Here is a 17372-nt window from a genome sequence, read left to right as displayed (position 1 = left end):
GCCGACGCAGGCTATTTCAGGTCTTTCTACATATTTTTGTGTTCAGGCACGCACGCAACCGGTGATGGCGGCGCGGGCGGTATGGGACGGCAACTCCGCGAACAGCTCCTGGTATTCCGCCGCAAAATGGCTCAGGTGATAGAAGCCCCACTGGGCAGCGGCATCGCCGATCGAGAGATCGGCGGCGCGGGTGGACATCAAGGTACGACGTACACCGTTGAGCCGCACAGAACGCAAATAATTGAGCGGTGTGGTCTCGGCGACCGAACGGAAACTGTTCTGCACCGTGCGCCGACTCACCTGGAGTCGCTGGCACAACTCGATCACGCTGGGCACGTTGATCATTTCGGCGGTCGCCAGGCGGTGGCATTTCTCGACGATAAAGCTACGCGTGGAGCTGGGGCTGCGCTGCTGCTTGTCACAGGCCGGGTCGATCATCAGTTGCAGTAACTCACCGAGCATGGCCTGCTCCAGCGCCACCTCCCGTTCCCGATCGCGCGCGCTGTCGAGATCTTCGTCCACCAGGGCCTCGGAGAACAACGCCAGCAATCGGCGCCGAGCCTGTGCGAATCGCTGGGGAGAAACCCTGATCACCGGCTGGCGCAGCAACCGGCTGAGTTCCTTCGCTGACGCTGTTTGCTCCAGCGCTTCTTCGAACAACTCACGCTCGAAGGTGATGGACAACAGCTCCATGCCCATCGGCATATGGAACATGAACTCTTCGCCACCGTGAAGAAAGAACAGGCTGCTGTCATCCGCCTCGCGCCCCTGCATCCGAATCGAACCGGGGACGTTGATCGGCACTGCGAAGCACATCTTGCCCCGAGGGGCCACGCCGTTCTGCACCACGCGCTGGTTGATCTGCTCGAGAAACAAGTGGCAACCCGACGTCGTCAGCTGCATGAGCGAACTCTCGGCGGAGCCTGCGGTTAGCTGGCTGTAGTCCTGGCTCCACTGTTGGACAGTGGCCGCATGGACATGGATATCTCGAAAGTGGCTGATCGTCTGGTTTTTCATTGGGTCGCAAGCCTCTACCAATATTCTTGTTTTTAGATCGCCGTCCCGTTTGATACTCGCACATAGCACAAGTCCTGCAAATTGTTTGTGGAATCGACCATGGGTTGGAGGTGCCTGCCCATGTGCCGATTCGGGCTACCGGCCACGGACGCGCCGCGGAGATGATCGGCACACTTGAACCGACATCCCAGAGAGGCCGTCATGAGTGAAGCCAAATTTGAATCCCTGCACTTCGCGGATGCCCCGCGGATGATATCCAGCACGCTTCCCGGCCCCAGGACCCGCGAGGCCCTGGCGTTGTCGGCGCGTACCGAGTCGATGGCGCGCGGCGGCGGACGCATGCCGGTGGCCATGGACCGCGCCTTCGGCGCGACTTTCAAGGACCCCGACGGCAACACCTACATCGACCTGTCCGCTGGCGTAGGCGTCAGCAGCGTAGGTCGCTGCCACCCCAAGGTGGTGCAGGCGATTCGCGAACAGTCCGAAGTGCTGATGCACGCCCTGGAAATCAACAGCACCCGACGCACCGAACTGGCCGCCAAGCTTTCCGAGATCGCACCCGACGGTTTGCGTGGCGACTGCATCACCTTCTTCACGCAAAGCGGCAGCGATGCGCTGGAGGCCGCGATCAAATTCGCCAAACGCATCACCGGGCGGCACCAGATCATCGCCTTCCATGGTGGCTACCATGGCGTGTGGAACGCCTCGGGTTCCCTGACGACAGGCACGGCCTACCGCAAGGGCTACGGTGCCCAGATGGGCGGCGTCATTCACGCCCCCTACCCGTATGCCTATCGTTTCCCCTTCGACACCACCCACAAAAGCGCCGAGCAGATCGCCGGCGAGTACGTGGACTATTTGCTGAACACCCCCTATACCGCCGCCGACGATGTGGCCGCCGTGATCGTGGAGCCGGTACAAGGCGAAGGTGGCTACGTGCCGCCCTCGCCAGAATTCCTGCAACTGTTGCGCAAGGCCTGCGACCGCGCCGGCACGCTGCTGATCGTCGATGAAGTGCAGTCCGGCGCGGGGCGCACCGGCAAGATGTGGGCGGTCGAACATTCCGGCGTGAAGCCCGACATGCTCACCTTCGGCAAAGGCATCGGCAGCGACCTGCCGATGGCCGGCCTGATCATGCGCTCGGACCTGGCGGCGCAGATTCCCGACGGTTCAATGCCCAACACCTTCGCCGCCAACTCGTTGTCGGCGGCGGTGGCGCTGACCAACATCAGCATCCTGCAGGATCCGGAGCTCGACCTGCTCAACCGCGCTCACGCGCTGGGGTTGGAGGCACAGGAGTATATCCGTGGCTTCAACAGCCCGTTCGTCGGTGAAGTGCGCGGGCGCGGCCTGATGATCGGTATCGAACTGATCGAAGACCCGGTCAGCAAGGCGCCCCTGGCGGGCGAAAAGATCGGCCAACTCATGGGCTACCTGCTCAACCACGGCGTACTGATGATTCCCTGTGGCCGCTACAGCAACGTGATGCGCGTCATGCCCTCGCTGACCATCTCTCGCGAGCTGTTCTTCAAGGCACTGGACATATTCGGCAACGCCCTGGCCTCCCTCGAGGCGTGATCTTGCACACTACTTATGGAGCGCAAAATGACTGAGCACTTGAATCACTTCATCGCCGGCGCGTCCTTCGCAGGCGCCGACAGCCGTCGCATAGACCTGGTCAATCCCGTGACGGAACAGGTGTACGCCAGCTCCGCGCGCGGCACGGCCGAGGACGTGGACCGTGCCGTGGCGGCTGCGCGCAGCCAGCTCGAGGGCGGCGCGTGGAGCCAACTCGACGGGGCCCAACGTGGCCGACTGCTGTCGAAACTCGCTGACCTGGTTGAACGCGACACCGAACGGCTGGCCGACCTGGATGCCAACGCCATCGGCCGCTCCCCCATCGAACCACGCCGGATGGACCTGCCCAACGCGATCGCCAATCTACGCGCCGCCGCCGGTTGGGCCAACCAGCTGGAGGGTCGCACCATTCCCACCGGCGGCTACTTTGGCACCAAGACTCTTTCGTACACGGTACGGGAGCCCGTGGGCGTGGTCGGTGCAATCGTCCCCTGGAACTCGCCACTGATGATCACCGTCTGGAAGCTTGCCGCTCTGCTGGCAGCAGGCTGTACCGTGGTCATCAAGCCTTCGGAAGAGACGCCGCAGTCCGCCCTGCACCTGGCGGCACTGGCTCAGGAAGCGGGCTTCCCCGACGGCGTGATCAATGTGGTCACCGGCTACGGCAACGAGGTGGGTCGCGCCTTGTGCGAACACCCGCACGTCGCCAAGATCAGCTTTACCGGCAGCCCCGAGGCGGGACGCGAGATCCAGCGCAGCGCTGGTGTGCTATTCAAGCGCGTGGCATTGGAGCTGGGTGGTAAAAGCCCGCAGATTGTGTTCGACGATGCCTCCTTTGAAGACGCCTTGCGCGGCTGCGCGCTCGGCCTGTTCGCCAACCAGGGCCAGATCTGTGCCGCCGGCTCGCGTATCCTGGTGCACCGCAGTATCGCCGATCGCTTCGGAGCAGCGCTGGCTGAAGCCGCGCAGGCGGTGAACGTGGGCGACCCGCGCCAGCCCGGTGTACAGATGGGCCCGGTGGCCAAGAAAGCGCAGTTCGATCGCGTCAACCGTTACATCCAGCAGGGCATCGACCAAGGTGCAACTCTATTGGCCGGCGGCGTATCGACGCCTCAGCGGGGCTGGTTTGTACGCCCGACAATCTTTGCCAACGCCAACAACGACATGGCGATCGCCCGGGACGAGATCTTCGGGCCCGTCGGCACGCTGATCACGTTCGACAGCGAAGAAGAAGCTATCGCACTGGCCAACGATTCCACCTACGGCCTCGCGGCCACGGTCTGGACCGCTGACCTGGTACGCGCGCACCGCGTCGCCGCCGCTGTGAAGGCCGGGGCCGTGGGTATCAACTGCTGGAGCCCGCTGGACGCCAACCTGCCCTGGGGCGGCGTCAAGACCAGCGGTATCGGACGTGAGGGTGGGTTCAGCGGCGCGCAGGCCTACACCGAGGAGAAAGTCATCACCGTGCTGCTGCCCGGCTGAAAATAATCCCTGTCCAGACGAACCACCCCACAAGCCTTGAACAGTAGAGGGTGGACGTTCAAAAGTGCTTGATGCCTTTGATAATCAATGGAGAGACTCATGAACCCGATAGACCAACAGACAACCGATCGGTATCCGACGTCCCTGCGAATTTTGCACTGGGCGCGCGCCGTGCTCGTCCTGGGCCTCCTCTGGGCAGGCTGGCATATGACCGGTCTGAATGACGAAGTGGCGAGCAAGTACGAGCTCTATTACCCCTGGCACAAGTCCTTCGGGGTGTTGACGTTTCTGGTTATCCTGACTCAGCTCGCCGTGCGTTTTCGCACCCCCGGGTTGCCACAGCCGCTGGAAACGCTGGAGGGGTATGAAAAGTTCCTGTCACGACTGACACAGCGCGTCATGTACGTGCTGCTGGTGATCGTGCCGTTGATGGGTTACTCCATGTCGAGCACCTACACGATGAGCGACGGGGTGTTCTTTTTTGGGATCAACCTGCCGGAGCTCCTGGCGAAAAACGACGACTGGTTCGTCGTCTTCCAATGGTTGCACAAAGTACTCGCCTATACCCTGCTCGGGCTGATCCTGTTCCATATCGCAGGCGCCCTCAAGCACCGGTTCTATGACCAGGATCCTCGACGCGACGTCCTGCGTCGGATGCTGTGAATTGATCAGGCGTTGGCGCAAGACGTCAACGCCTTCGATCCGCTCCAGCGCAGGTTGAAGCGTTCGATCGGGTCGCGTTCTTCCAGCGACATTGACCCGCAATTGGCCTGCGCACCGGCCTTCGCCAGGGCCCCATCAAATCCGGAACTGCCCCACCAACAGGCCCAATCGCCGCCCAAGGTCCGCCAGGCTGCGTGACGTCTGCGCGCCCAGTTGGGTCTCATCGGCCACATTGTCCACCGCCACCGCAATTTGATGCACACTGCGGTTGATCTCTTCGGCTACGGCCGTTTGCTCTTCCGCGGCACTGGCAATCTGCGCATTCATCGAGTTGATGGTAGTGATCAATTGCGCCATGGCGTCCAATGAGACGCCGGCTTCATTGGCCTGGGCCGACGTGCCGTCGCCGGCATCGCTGGAGCGCCGCATGGCTTCCACGGCCTTGTGCGTACCCTGCTGCAGACGGTCGATCATGCCCTGGATTTCCTGGGTGCTCTGCTGGGTTCGGCTGGCCAGCGCCCGCACCTCGTCGGCCACCACCGCGAAACCACGACCGGCCTCGCCGGCCCGAGCGGCTTCGATGGCCGCGTTGAGCGCCAACAGGTTGGTCTGCTCGGCGATCGAACGGATCACATCCAGTACGCTGACAATCGACGAGACGTCCGTCTGCAAACTGTCCAGTGAGATGCCACTGGCGCGGATATCGCTGACCAAGGCATGAATCTGCCGGATGCTACCGTCCACCACACGTTTGGCGGTCTGCCCTTCTTCGTCGGTCTGCTGGGCAGCCACCGCGGCGCCCTGGGCACTGCGGGCCACTTCCTGCGCCGCCGAGGACATCTGGTTGATCGCGGTGGCCACCTGATCGGTCTCGTGACGCTGACGCTCCATGGCCTGCTCCGAACGATGGGCCTGATCGGACACCTGGCTGACCAGCCCGGTCAGTTGCGTCGTCATCTCGGCGATCTGGCGAACCAGGCCATGGATCTTGTCGACAAAGCGGTTGAATGAACCGGCCAACTCACCCAACTCATCCTGGCTGGTGATCGCCAGACGGCGGGTCAGGTCACCCTCGCCCGCCGCGATGTCATCCAGATTGGCTTTCATCAGATTCAGCGGCCGCAGCATCGCGTTGGCCATCAGCACGCCCACAACGGCAATCACCCCCAACAGCAGCAGCGCGATCCCCAGAATGCTCAGCAGTACGTCCCGAGTACGCTGGTGTACCTTGGCTTCAACCGCCGCCACCTGGGCGTCGATACCCTCGATATTGATCGACGAACCAACAATCATGTCCCATTTAGGCAGGTACTCGCTGTAGCCCAATTTCGCTACCCTCACATCGCTGCCAGGTTGTGCCGCGTTGTACTCCACATAATGACTGCCGGCCTTGGCTACTCTCACCAACTCACGGTTGACGTACACACCGTTGGAGTCGCGGTTGTCCTTGAAGCTTTGGCCCACGCCATCCGGGCTGCTGCCCTTGAACAAGCGAATGGTCTCGGAGTCGAAACCGAAGAAGTAACCGTCCTTGCCATAGGTGATGCTTGATAGCAGTTTAATCACCTCGGCGCGTGCGGCCTGGTCGCCTGAGGAGGCAGCATCGTATAGAGGTTTGATCGTGGTGAGCGCCACTTCGACGTAATTCTTCAACGTCAACCGGGCTTCTCCAAGCAGGCGTTGCCGAGTTTCTTCAAGCTCTTTTTTCGCCTGCTGTTGAAGCATCAGAACTGTCGTCAGACTGATCACCAGTGCAAACAGTAGAACCGGTAATACCGCGATGGACAGAACTTTGGCCTTCAGACTTAGGCGCATGGGATGCTCACTCTTTGTTTTCATTGGGGTGATAGATCGTTAAAGACCGGTCGGAGCAAAAACGATGACCTACTTGTCATCGCGGGGCAGTCAGGCGGTCTGGAGACTCGCCATTTCGTCGTCAGGCCTCTTTGACGATGACCCGCAAGATGCAAGTCAACACAGCGGCCAGACACAACATACCGGCCATGCCCAACAGGCCAGCGGTGAATGAATGGGTAAGGTCCTTGAGCCAGCCGACACCATAAGGCCCTACCAGCCCGCCGAGGCTGCCGACCGCATTGATGAAGGCAATGCCGCCAGCCGCCGCTTCCTTGCTCAGGAAAGTGGCAGGAATGCTGTAAAAGCAGGTGCGTACCGAACTCAGCCCGATCAGAGCGACGGTCAGGCCAATCAAGGCCGGCAGTAAATCACTGTAGATAACCGAAAAAAGGAACCCGGCGGCGCCGACCCCACAGGTAATGGCCAGATGTTTGATATAACGCCGCTTGTGTGCCAACACCTTGGCCCAAAGCAACATGGCGACACTGGCCACCAGATAAGGAACGGAGGAGACGAAGCCAATCTGCATCGTGCTCAAGTCGTGACTTTTCAGGATCTGCGGTAACCAGACGCCAATGCCCAATATGCCGATGATGTAACAGAACAGGATGGCCGCCAGTAGCCAGACGCGTACGTCCTTGAGCGCTTGGCTAAAGTTCAGGCTGCTGCGCTGCTGATGCTCGGCATCGAGCGCCGCCTGCAACACAATCCTCTCTTGCGGGGTCAGCCATTGCGCCTCAGCGGGGCGATCGGACAGGACTTTCAAGCACAGCACACCCAGGACACAAGCCGGCAGGCCTTGCAGCACCAGAAGCCATTGCCAGCCAGCCACATTCAACCAGCCGTCCATTGCCAGCATGGCCGCCGACAAGGGCCCGCCCAAAACGGATGACATGGGAATCGCAAACAGAAACCAGGCCATCATCCGGGTGCGGTAATGCGCAGGGAACCACAGTGACAGGAAAAAGATGACGCCGGGAAAGAAGCCGGCCTCCGCGATGCCGGCCAGCAGACGAATCACGGCATAGCTGATCGGCCCCTGGGCAAGCGCCGTGGCTGCCGCACAAAGGCCCCAGGTGATCATGATGCGCGCCATCCAGCGGCGAGCGCCAAACCGATACAGCGCCAGGTTGCTGGGGACTTCGAACAGGCAGTAACCGATGTAGAAAACACCGGCGGCAAAGCCGAATTGAGAGGCGCTCAAGCCCAGATCCTGATTCATCGTCAGGGCGGCAAAACCGATATTGGTGCGATCCAGGTAGTTGACGAAATAGGCGATGGCCAACAGTGGGATCAAGCGTATTGCCGCCTTGCGGCAAGCACTCGACTCCACGTCGCTGCACAGGTGCTCCTGCGCACGGGTCATTGTTGTCATGAGTCTTCCATTATTGTTTTTTGAGATTCGACGCGGCCGAGCATATGCCAGCAGCGTCCCTCTCGACCAAGACCTTTAGGCCATACGTACTCATGCCAGCGGAGCATATCCTGAGGCGTGACAGGTCTCCTCAAGCATCCCTGCCGATGATGCCGCTCAAGCATGGATGCCCATGTCGACATGGTATTTGTCATTCGCCGCAGGCTGTCCTGAAACTGCGATCGCTCTCTACGTATCGCGTGTTACACAAAAACAATAAGGACTCCCCATGAAAGCAAAACAGACTCGACTCCTGCTGGTACTCACTGCCTGTCTCAGCACCCCCTTGTTCGCAACGGAGGCGTCATCCCCCGTCAACCGAATAACGGTCAACCAAGGTGCTATCAAGATAGAGGCTTACGAACAGGGGGCGGGCAAGACCATCGTCATCCTGCCGTCCCTGGGGCGCGGAGCGCAGGATTACGATGAAGTCGCAGGCTACCTGGCCCAGGACGGATTCCGGGTCTTGCGTCCAGAACCTCGAGGCGTGAATGGCAGCCAAGGCCCATTGAACAACCTGACGCTCCATGACTTTGCGGCGGATGTCGCCCTGTTGATGGACCATGAAAAGACCGGCCCGGCCATCGTGGTCGGTCATGCCTGGGGCAGCCAACCCGCACGCGTGCTCGCCGTGGATCGCCCCGACCTGGTCAAAGGCGTGGTGATGGCGGCGGCCTCGGTAGGGAAGTTCCCCCCTGGTTATTCGGAATAAGCCCTATGGCAGGATGGTTGAGGCCATCACTGGCTCGGGTAATTACGCCCTGCCCGAAGCACAGCGTTTGAAGTATCTGCAGCAAGCTTTTTTCGCCCCCGGCAATGACCCTCATCCCTGGCTGAGCGGCTGGTACGAGGCCACACACAAGGCAGAGGCACAGGCACGCGATGCAACACCCATCGACCAGTATTGGTCGGCGGGCGCCAGCGTACCGATCCTCGACCTTCAGGGCAGCAATGATGCAGTGGTCATACCCAATATTCTGAAGTCGATGCTCGGTGATCGGGTCGAAGCCCGGACGCTACCAGGAGCCGGGCATGCCATGGCGCCGGAACGGCCGCGAGAAATGGCACATGCCATTGCCGAGTTTGCAAAGCGTGTGTACGCCGACACTCCCGTCACCGGCCAAGTGAAAGGAGGCTGAGCAATCAGCAACTGGCAAGGTAGGCGCTAGAGGTAGAGCCCCTGATCACTCGTCAGGCGCCAGCCAGACAGCCGCATCCTTCCAGGCCCCCTGAGTGACCAGAAACTTCAGGTGGGTGATCAATAGCGTCTCCCAGCTGGCGGCCAGCCGGCTGGTGCGACGCTCACGCAACGTCGTCAAGGTCACAGTGGAACGAATGGCGGGACGCTCGATGGAGTGGGCGACCAACTTTTTCTGTGCGATTTCATCCTGCACCGCCGCGTTGGCCAGGATCGAGTAGCCGAGACCGGCCTGAACCAGGCGCTTGGTCAGATCCACGCTGTCCACTTCCACTTCAATTCTAAGCCTGACCCCACTCTGCACGGCAGCCTGCTCGACCAACCGTCGGTTACTGTGCGGCAGGCTCGGCATGATCAGCGGCAGATCCGCCAACTCATGGATACGAAACGCACGAGCCGGTTCGCCGACGGGGCCGACTACCACCATCGGCTCGCTGAACAGCGGGCGCACTTCAAAAGCTTCAAGCAGCGGTTGGTTATAGACCACTGCCAGGTCCACCCGTCCATCCAGTACCCACTCCTGCAAGGAGCTGCTGAGCCCTTCGCGCACATGCAACGAGGCCTTGGGCCAGAGTTCGCGGAAGCTCCTGATCAATTGCGGGCCGATGACCGCGCCGATTGCCGGGGGAAGGCCGATCGCCAGATGCCCGCGTTCCTCCTGCGCACTGTTGCGCACATGATCGGTGGTTTCCTGCAGGTAGTGGAGCATCATTTCCGCGCGCTCCAACAGCCGCGCGCCAGCAGCCGTCAACTCGACACCGCGACCATGACGGGTCAGCAACGTGACATTGAGCTGATCTTCAAGCTTGGCGATCTGACGGCTAAGTGCCGGTTGGGCGATATACAGATCGCGCGCTGCGCGGCTGAAGCTGCCCGCATGTGCCACCTGAACGAACGTGCGCAGCTCTCGAATATCCACGACCTTGACCCCATGCTTTTAAAGCATAGATTGCTATCAATAAAAGGTTTTTGTCTAGTTTTTTAGGGTTCTCTATGCTGAACACAAATAGGAGAACAACAATGAACAACTCCAAATGCCTGACTCCAGTCGTACCGCCCTGCCCACTCTCGACAAACGCATCATGAACGGCGCGCTGTTGCTTGTGCTGATGCAACCCCCCTCCTCCCAGGAGGAGGAGTTCAACGACTGGTATGACACCGAGCACTTCCCACAGCGCCTCGCGCTGCCGGGCTTTCTCGACGGCCGGCGTTGGGTGTGCAGCGAAGGCTGGCCACGCTACCTCGCGCTCTACGAGCTTGAGAACGAAGAGGTGTTGAACACTGCGCAGTACCTGAGTGTCTCGGGCGCACGCTCCACACCCTGGAGCCGTCGCATCTTGCCCAGAACCGTCGGGCGGCAGCGGATCGTTCTCAGGACCTGCGCCGAATCGCGTCGTCCAGGCCAGGCCGCCTCCCTCCTGCTGATGAGCTGGAACATGCCCGCTGACGTCGACATGGAAAGCTTCATCAGCGCCGTTGACACCCAGATCAACACGATAACTGGCGTCTTAACACGGCAGTGGGGTGAAAACCTGACGCCCCTGGTTGAGCACGGACGCAGCCTGTCTCTGATTGCGACCTTCGACTACTGCATTCCATCAAGTGCCCTGGATGCCATGCGGCGACCACTCGATGTCGGTTGTACACAGTTCAATCTCTACCTTCCCTACTGCCGTTGATCGCCTGGAGAGCCATCCGAACAACCTGTGCCCGAATACAAAAATAATGACGCCCACCGGGGCGAGGATTACCTATGAAACATTTGAAGAAGCTGCATGTACAAGTACTGGTCGCGCTGCTAGCGGCCGTATTGCTGGGGTTACTGGCGCCCAGTTGGGCGATCGCCATGAAACCCCTCGGCCAGGCGTTTATCGCTCTGCTGAAGATGATGCTCGCGCCCATCGTGTTTTTCACCCTGGTGCACGGCCTCGCACACGTCAAGGACATGCGCAAGCTGGGCCGCCTGGGCATGAAATCCCTGCTGTACTTTGAAGTGATCAGTACCTTGGGGATGGTCGTCGGCCTGGTGTTGGTCAACCTGATTCAGCCCGGTGCCGGGTTGCACGCCGGCAACCTCAACGAATCGGCAGAAGCCATCAAGGCTACCGCGAGTGCCGGCAGCATTTCGGTGATCGACTATCTGTTAGGCCTTATCCCGCACACCTTGGTCGATGCCTTCGCCAAGGGCGACATCATCCAGGTGCTGATGATTTCGCTGCTGGCCGGGATGGCGATCAACCGAGTCGCCGGGCCGGACTCGTTGATCGTCAAGGGGATCGACGAAGCCCAAAGCGTGTTGTTCAAGATGCTCGGCTTCATCATGAAACTGGCTCCTCTGGGTGCCTTTGGTGCCATGGCCGCCGCGGTGGGCAGTTACGGCGGCGCCACCCTGCTCTACCTCCTGAAGTTGATTGGCGTCTATTACGCAGCCTCGCTGTTCTTCGTGTTCGGTGTACTGGGAACCATCAGTTGGTCGATTGGCCTGCCGTTCTGGACCGTCCTGAAAGTGATTCGCGAAGAAATACTGTTGGTGCTGGGTACTGCTTCCGGTGAAGTGGCCTTCCCGAGACTGCTGGAAAAACTCAAGCGTACTGGCTGTGACGAGGTGGTGGTCGGCTTTGTGCTACCCGCCGGCTACAGCTTCAACCTGGACGGCACCTCCATCTACATGGCCGTCGCCATCGGCTTCATTGCCCAGGCCACCGACACGCCCTTTTCGATCTGGCAACAGATCGGCCTGCTGGCGATTCTCAGCCTGACCTCAAAGGGCGGGACCACGGTGGCCGGCGGCGCCTTCATCAAACTGGCAGCCACCCTGCAATCGGTGCAAAGCCTGCCCTTGGGTGGCTTGGGCCTGTTGTTTGGTATTGACCGGATGATGGCCACGGCAACCGCCCTGGTGAACATCATCGGCAACACCATTGCCGTGTACGCCATCGCTCGCTGGGAAGGCGCCTTCGATGCCGAGGCCTTCAAACGCGAGACTGGGCGCAGCGCCGGTAAAAGCCTGCTGCGTGCGCCGTCCGAACCCAGCGTACCGCCCAGCGCGCATCGCCAGCCCCACTCCCAGAATCTTTGATCAGGAATCCGACCATGAATCGTTTGAAAGCGATAGACCCCGAGCATCTGAATCAAGCCCAGCAAGTTATCTACGACGCCATCGCAACCGGCCCGCGCAAAGGCGTGCGTGGTCCACTCGCCATCTGGCTGCACCGCCCGGAGTTGGCCCAGTGCGCACAAAGCCTAGGTCGTTATTGCCGTTACGACAGTAGCCTGGAGCCCCGCCTTTCGGAGCTGGCCATCCTGCTGCTCGGCCGCCACTGGCTGGCGGAATACGAGTGGGCCGCACATAAGCCATTCGCCCTGGAGGCCGGTCTGTCCCCTGCCGTGATCGACGCCATTCGCGATGACCGGCAACCGGTTTTCGAGGACGAAGACGAAGCGCTGGTATACGCCTTTATCCGCCAGCTGCATGACACCCGCCAGGTCGACGACCACCTGTATCAGGACATCAGCCGCGTACTGGGCGAAACCGCCCTGGTCGACCTGGTGGGCATCGCCGGCTACTACACGCTGATTTCCATGACCATCAAGGTGTTCGAGGTGCCGCCACCGGTTGGCGTGGCCCCTGAACTTCCCACCCGTCTTTCCTGAGGATGCATGCATGACTGAACTCAATACTTCAAACACCCGCCTGCAAGGCAAAGTGGCCATTGTCACCGGCGCCGGCTGCGTAGGGCCTGGCTGGGGCAATGGTCGCGCCGTGGCGGTACTGTTCGCCCAGGCCGGCGCGAAAATCTTCGCGGTCGACAAGAACCTCGATGCCATGGAGGAAACCATCCGCCGCATCAAGGACATCGGCGGGGACGTCGTGTCGCTCGCCTGCGACGTCACCAACAGTGAATCCGTCGCCGCGATGGTTGCCACCTGCAAGCAGACCTACGGGCGGGTGGACATTCTGGTCAATAACGTCGGTGGCTCTTCAGCCGGCGGTGCCGTGGCGCTGGACGAGGACAAATGGGACGCACAGATCGCCTTGAACCTCAAGAGCGTCTACCTGACGTGCAAGCATGTGCTGCCGATCATGGAAGCTCAGGGCAGCGGCTCGATCATCAACACCGCCTCGACTTCCGGCATTCGCTGGACCGGTTCGGCACAAGTGGCCTATGCCGCCAGCAAGGCCGGGGTGATTCAGCTATCGCGAGTGACAGCGGTCGAATACGCCAAGAAAGGTATCCGCGTGAATACCGTCGTCCCCGGACAATTGCATACCCCGATGGTGGAAGTACGCCTGGCCGGGCAACGCACCGGCGGCGACATCGACAAGCTGCTCGACAGCCGCCTGGCACGAATTCCCCTGGGCTTCATGGGCGATGGCCGGGATACCGCCAACGCGGCGCTGTTTCTGGCCAGCGACGAATCGCGTTTCGTGACCGGTACCGAAATCGTCGTCGACGGTGGCATGACCGCCCGCTGCGACTGATCTGCCCGCCCGGCCTTGATGGGCAGGGCTTTTCCTGATTCGAGCTGATGACCATGCACACACTCCTTCCAGCAGGCGCGTGGGACTGCCATACCCACATCTACGGTCCGTGGGATCAATTCCCGCTGCCGACCAATGCCGCCTACCGCCCCGCACCCGCGCCGTTCGAGGCCTTGCTTGAGCTGCATCGAAGCTTGGGTATCGAACACGGGGTGCTGGTGCAGGCCGCGCCCTATGGCACCGACCATGGCGCCATCCTTTCTGCCATTGCCGCCAGCAACGGGCGATATCGGGGCATTGGCTTGATCGACGACAGCACCACCGATGATCAGCTCCAGGCGCTGCATGATGGCGGGCTGCGGGGCATCCGTTTCAACTTGATGGGACATCTTCCCGGCAACCGTGACCCGGAGTATCTGCGCCGACTTGCCGAACGCGTCGCCCCCCTGGGCTGGCACGTACTGTTGCACGGTGAAATCGATGTCTTGCTGCCCGTGCTCGATGCCTGGAAAACCTTGCATACGCCGCTGGTCATCGACCATATGGCGCGCCTGGACCTGAGCCAACCGATCGAAGCGGCCCCGCTCAAGGCACTGGAACAGCATCTGAAACGAGCGGACCGCTGGATCAAGGTGTCGGGCATCGACCGCGCCATGCAAGGCGCCGCAGGCCCTTGGCCACAAGGTCTGTCCTGGGCTCGGCGCTTTCTCGAATGTGCCCCGGACAGGACGATCTGGGGTTCCGACTGGCCCCATCCGAACGTCAAGGGCGAGGTACCCGACGACGCCCTGTTGCTGGACTTCGTGCTCCAGACCTGTGCCGACCCCGCGGTAGCGCAGGCGGTTCTGGTCACCAATCCAAACACCCTGTACCGCTGAAGCCGACCTTCTGGAGAAACCGACCATGCCCGACTTTCCCTGGCAACCCAGCCTGCGAACCCCCGACCCCGCCGTCCGCGAACTCGACCCGCGCTTCAGCCATTATCGGCTGGCGCATGCGAAGGTTGAGCGCGTCGCGGGTGGCCTGCGTTGGGCCGAAGGGCCGGTGTGGTTCGGTGACGCCCGCCATGTGCTGTTCACGGACTTGCCCAACGACCGAATCCTCAAGTGGGACGAACAAAGCGCCGCGCTTAGCGTATGGCGCTACCCATCGAACCAGGCCAATGGCATGACGCGCGACCGCCAGGGCCGCCTGATCGTCTGCGAGCACGGCGGCCGCAGGGTCACCCGTACCGAATATGACGGCAGCCAGACGGTACTGGCCAGCCATTTCCAGGGGCTGCCGCTCAACTCCCCCAATGATGTGGTGGTCAAGTCCGACGATTCCATCTGGTTCACCGACCCCCCTTTCGGGTTGGCAAGCGATTACATGGGGCAAAAGGGTTGCCCGCAACTCCCTGCCAACCTCTATCGCATCGACCCGCTCAATGGCGAGTTGAGCTGTGTCGCCGAAGGCGTGCAAGGTCCCAACGGGTTGGCCTTTTCAGCGGACGAAAAAACCCTGTACGTCGTCGAGTCCCGCGCACGACCGCGCACCATCAAGGCCTTCAACGTCAGCGAAGGCCAGGTACTCGATAGCGGAAAAGTGTTGATCGATGCCGGCGTCGGTACGCCTGACGGTTTGCGTATCGACATCGATGGCAACCTCTGGTGCGGCTGGGGTAGCGGCGAGGCAGGCCTGGATGGTGTGCGCGTGTTCGCCCCGGACGGCACCGCCATCGGTCATATCGACCTGCCGGAGCGCTGCGCCAACTTGTGCTTCGGTGGCCCCAAGCGCAACCGGCTGCTGATGGCTTCTACCACCTCACTTTATGCGCTTTACGTGAATACCCGCGGCGCCACCTGAGAGGTGTCGACCGTTGATCCGCAACCCCAAACCCCAAACCCCAAAAGGTACAGTCGTGAAAAAAACAACAAAAGCGTCGCTTATGGTATCCGCAGGCCTCGGCAGTCTGCTCGCTGTCAGCGCCCAACTGCAGGCCGCCGAGTTGCATGTCATTGCCACCGGCGCACTCAAGGGTGCCATGCAACACCTGCAGCCAGCCTACGAGAAAGCCAGCGGCAACAAGCTGCTGATCAGTTGGGGTCCATCGATGGGCGAGTCGCCAGATTCGATCCCTCAGCGGGTGCTGCACAAAGAGCCCATGGATCTGGCGATCATGGCCGCCGAAACACTGGACAAACTCTCGGGCACTGGCTCATTCGAAATGACCACTCGCACCCAGATTGCCTCCTCTCGGATCGGAGTTGGCGTCCCCAAGGGCCAGCCAAAGCCTGATGTTTCATCGGTGGATGCTCTGCGTCAGACGCTCCTGAATGCCAAGCGGGTCGCGTATTCGCAAGGCGCCAGCGGCGTCTACATCTCGACGACCCTGTTCAAGGATCTCGGCATCAGCGAACAGATGAAATCGAAAAGCGTGGTGATCGAAGGCAAGGAACTGGTAGGGACAGCCTTGGCTCGCGGCGATGCCGACCTGGGCATGCAACAAGTCAGCGAGTTGAAAGTCACCCCCGGTGTCGACTTCGTCGGCCCGCTACCCGACAAGGTTCAAAAGATCAGCCTGTTCACCGCCGTGGTGGCCAAACAATCGACTCAATCGGCCGCCGCCAAATCCTTCATCGAATACCTGACCAGCAAGCCGGCCATTCAGTTGCTTGAAGAGAGCGGCCTGGAACCCGGCAAGACCCTTTGATTTTTCAACGACACCGGAGAATAACAATGAAAAAATTCGCCTTGAACCTCTGCGCGCTGGCCATGCTCACAGCCTGCGCCAGCGCATTTGCCAGCCCTGCCCTGCAACAAGACGTCATCAAGTACGACAACGTTCAGATCGATGTAACGTCCCAAGGCAAGGGCCCCGTCATTGTCATGCTGCCGTCCCTCGGTCGCTCGGGACGTGACTACGACCAGGTGGCGGCGGATCTGCAGGCCAAGGGTTTCCGGGTGGTACGCCCTGAACCGCGCGGCATCGGCAAAAGCGTCGGTCCCATGGAAAATCTCTCCGTTCATGATTTTGCCAAGGACGTCGCCGCCGTCGTCGAGCATGAAAAATCCGGGCCCGTGGTGGTGGTCGGTCATGCCTGGGGCAACTTCCCGGCGCGCCAGCTGGCCGCTGATCGTCCAGACCTGGTCCGCGGTGTCGTGTTGGCTGCCGCTTCGGCCGGCAAGGTACCACCAGGCTCGACAGAAAAACCCATCGGCCCGGAAATGCGCAAGGCCATCGACGGTGCCGGCGACCTGTCCCTGTCCAAGGAACAGCGCCTGATCTACCTCAAGCAAGCGTTCTTTGCGCCGGGCAATGATCCGACTGGTTGGCTCGACGGCTGGCACGAAGCAACACACGAAGCTGAATCCCATGCGCGCAACACCACTCCGGTGGACGACTATTTTGCCGCCGGCAAGGCGCCGATTCTTGACCTGCAGGGTGAAGCTGACGCCGTCGCGCCCCGCCGATTCTCACAGGTGCTGAAGAACATGCTCGGGGACCGGGTTTCGGTAGTCGTGCTGAAAAAAGCCGGACATGCCATGGCTCCCGAACAACCACAAGCCATGGCGGATGCAATCGCTGCCTTTGCCAACAAGACCTATGGCCTGAAAGCCAAATAACCCATGTCCACCCAGGCGCGGCGTCGTTCAAGGCCCGCGTCTGATCCGCCTTGAGGTTCATGGCGACACGGGTG

The 17372-nt window shown here is 61.0% G+C and carries 17 protein-coding genes and 1 pseudogene; 13 read left to right on the top strand and 5 right to left on the bottom strand.

Features of this window, described 5'->3' with window-relative positions; translation table 11 throughout:
- Positions 1 to 42 precede the first annotated feature (42 nt).
- Positions 43 to 1017: a helix-turn-helix domain-containing protein gene (locus M5B99_RS18885; protein WP_248805459.1), complete on the bottom strand. Its 975-nt coding sequence runs from the start codon at positions 1015 to 1017 to the stop codon at positions 43 to 45.
- Positions 1018 to 1218: 201 nt separating this feature from the next.
- On the opposite strand from M5B99_RS18885, the gene M5B99_RS18880 reads away from it, so the two are divergent.
- The 3 genes from M5B99_RS18880 (at position 1219) to M5B99_RS18870 (ending at position 4740) form a co-directional block, all read left to right on the top strand.
- The gene (locus M5B99_RS18880) at positions 1219 to 2595 is read left to right on the top strand and encodes an aspartate aminotransferase family protein (protein WP_248805458.1); all 1377 of its coding nucleotides are present in this window, start codon (positions 1219 to 1221) and stop codon (positions 2593 to 2595) included.
- Positions 2596 to 2622: 27 nt separating this feature from the next.
- Entirely contained in the window at positions 2623 to 4077 is a 1455-nt protein-coding gene (locus tag M5B99_RS18875) for an aldehyde dehydrogenase family protein (protein ID WP_248805457.1), read from the top strand.
- A 99-nt stretch (positions 4078 to 4176) separates the two neighbouring features.
- Positions 4177 to 4740, top strand: coding sequence for a cytochrome b (locus M5B99_RS18870; protein WP_248805456.1), 564 nt, complete (start codon positions 4177 to 4179; stop codon positions 4738 to 4740).
- 135 nt (positions 4741 to 4875) lie between these two features.
- Here the strand turns inward: M5B99_RS18870 and M5B99_RS30290 are convergent, their stop codons facing one another.
- The 3 genes and pseudogenes from M5B99_RS30290 to M5B99_RS18860 form a co-directional block, all read right to left on the bottom strand.
- The gene (locus M5B99_RS30290; RefSeq protein ID WP_412548745.1) at positions 4876 to 5631 is read right to left on the bottom strand and encodes a methyl-accepting chemotaxis protein; all 756 of its coding nucleotides are present in this window, start codon (positions 5629 to 5631) and stop codon (positions 4876 to 4878) included.
- 102 nt (positions 5632 to 5733) lie between these two features.
- Positions 5734 to 6465: pseudogene (locus M5B99_RS30285) on the bottom strand (cache domain-containing protein); the annotation flags it as partial.
- Positions 6466 to 6676: 211 nt separating this feature from the next.
- Positions 6677 to 7972: an MFS transporter gene (locus M5B99_RS18860; protein ID WP_248805454.1), complete on the bottom strand. Its 1296-nt coding sequence runs from the start codon at positions 7970 to 7972 to the stop codon at positions 6677 to 6679.
- Positions 7973 to 8240: 268 nt separating this feature from the next.
- Here M5B99_RS18860 and M5B99_RS18855 point away from each other — a divergent pair, with 268 nt between their 5' ends.
- Together M5B99_RS18855 and M5B99_RS18850 are read left to right on the top strand one after the other, a co-directional pair.
- Entirely contained in the window at positions 8241 to 8723 is a 483-nt protein-coding gene (locus tag M5B99_RS18855) for an alpha/beta fold hydrolase (RefSeq protein WP_248805453.1), read from the top strand.
- 13 nt (positions 8724 to 8736) lie between these two features.
- A complete protein-coding gene (locus M5B99_RS18850) occupies positions 8737 to 9150 on the top strand; it encodes an alpha/beta fold hydrolase (protein WP_248805452.1) in 414 nt (137 codons plus the stop codon).
- A gap of 45 nt (positions 9151 to 9195) precedes the next feature.
- On the opposite strand, the gene M5B99_RS18845 is transcribed toward M5B99_RS18850, so the two are convergent.
- Positions 9196 to 10128 carry a LysR family transcriptional regulator gene (locus M5B99_RS18845; RefSeq protein WP_248805451.1) on the bottom strand — a complete coding sequence of 311 codons (933 nt, stop codon included), beginning with the start codon at positions 10126 to 10128 and terminating at the stop codon, positions 9196 to 9198.
- Between the two features lie 115 nt (positions 10129 to 10243).
- Between M5B99_RS18845 and M5B99_RS18840 the strand changes: the two genes are divergently transcribed.
- The 8 genes from M5B99_RS18840 to M5B99_RS18805 all read left to right on the top strand — a co-directional run bounded on the left by M5B99_RS18840 (position 10244) and on the right by M5B99_RS18805 (position 17298).
- Positions 10244 to 10888: a DUF4286 family protein gene (locus tag M5B99_RS18840; RefSeq protein WP_248805450.1), complete on the top strand. Its 645-nt coding sequence runs from the start codon at positions 10244 to 10246 to the stop codon at positions 10886 to 10888.
- 74 nt (positions 10889 to 10962) lie between these two features.
- Positions 10963 to 12288 (top strand): cation:dicarboxylate symporter family transporter, encoded by a 1326-nt coding sequence (locus M5B99_RS18835; RefSeq protein WP_248805449.1) that lies wholly within the window; start codon positions 10963 to 10965, stop codon positions 12286 to 12288.
- 14 nt (positions 12289 to 12302) lie between these two features.
- Positions 12303 to 12863 (top strand): carboxymuconolactone decarboxylase family protein, encoded by a 561-nt coding sequence (locus tag M5B99_RS18830; RefSeq protein WP_248805448.1) that lies wholly within the window; start codon positions 12303 to 12305, stop codon positions 12861 to 12863.
- Positions 12864 to 12873: 10 nt separating this feature from the next.
- Positions 12874 to 13692 carry an SDR family NAD(P)-dependent oxidoreductase gene (locus M5B99_RS18825; protein WP_248805447.1) on the top strand — a complete coding sequence of 273 codons (819 nt, stop codon included), beginning with the start codon at positions 12874 to 12876 and terminating at the stop codon, positions 13690 to 13692.
- A 53-nt stretch (positions 13693 to 13745) separates the two neighbouring features.
- Entirely contained in the window at positions 13746 to 14570 is an 825-nt protein-coding gene (locus M5B99_RS18820) for an amidohydrolase family protein (protein ID WP_248805446.1), read from the top strand.
- Positions 14571 to 14595: 25 nt separating this feature from the next.
- Entirely contained in the window at positions 14596 to 15537 is a 942-nt protein-coding gene (locus tag M5B99_RS18815) for an SMP-30/gluconolactonase/LRE family protein (RefSeq protein ID WP_248805445.1), read from the top strand.
- Positions 15538 to 15550: 13 nt separating this feature from the next.
- Positions 15551 to 16384 (top strand): substrate-binding domain-containing protein, encoded by an 834-nt coding sequence (locus M5B99_RS18810; RefSeq protein WP_248805444.1) that lies wholly within the window; start codon positions 15551 to 15553, stop codon positions 16382 to 16384.
- Positions 16385 to 16410: 26 nt separating this feature from the next.
- Complete coding sequence (locus tag M5B99_RS18805; RefSeq protein WP_248805443.1) at positions 16411 to 17298, top strand: alpha/beta fold hydrolase; 888 nt, start codon at positions 16411 to 16413, stop codon at positions 17296 to 17298.
- The last annotated feature ends 74 nt before the right edge of the window (positions 17299 to 17372 follow it).

This window comes from Pseudomonas sp. MWU13-2100, assembly GCF_023242365.1.
In the GTDB taxonomy this organism is placed as follows: Bacteria; Pseudomonadota; Gammaproteobacteria; order Pseudomonadales; family Pseudomonadaceae; genus Aquipseudomonas.
This window is presented reverse-complemented; position numbering and strand designations above follow the sequence as displayed.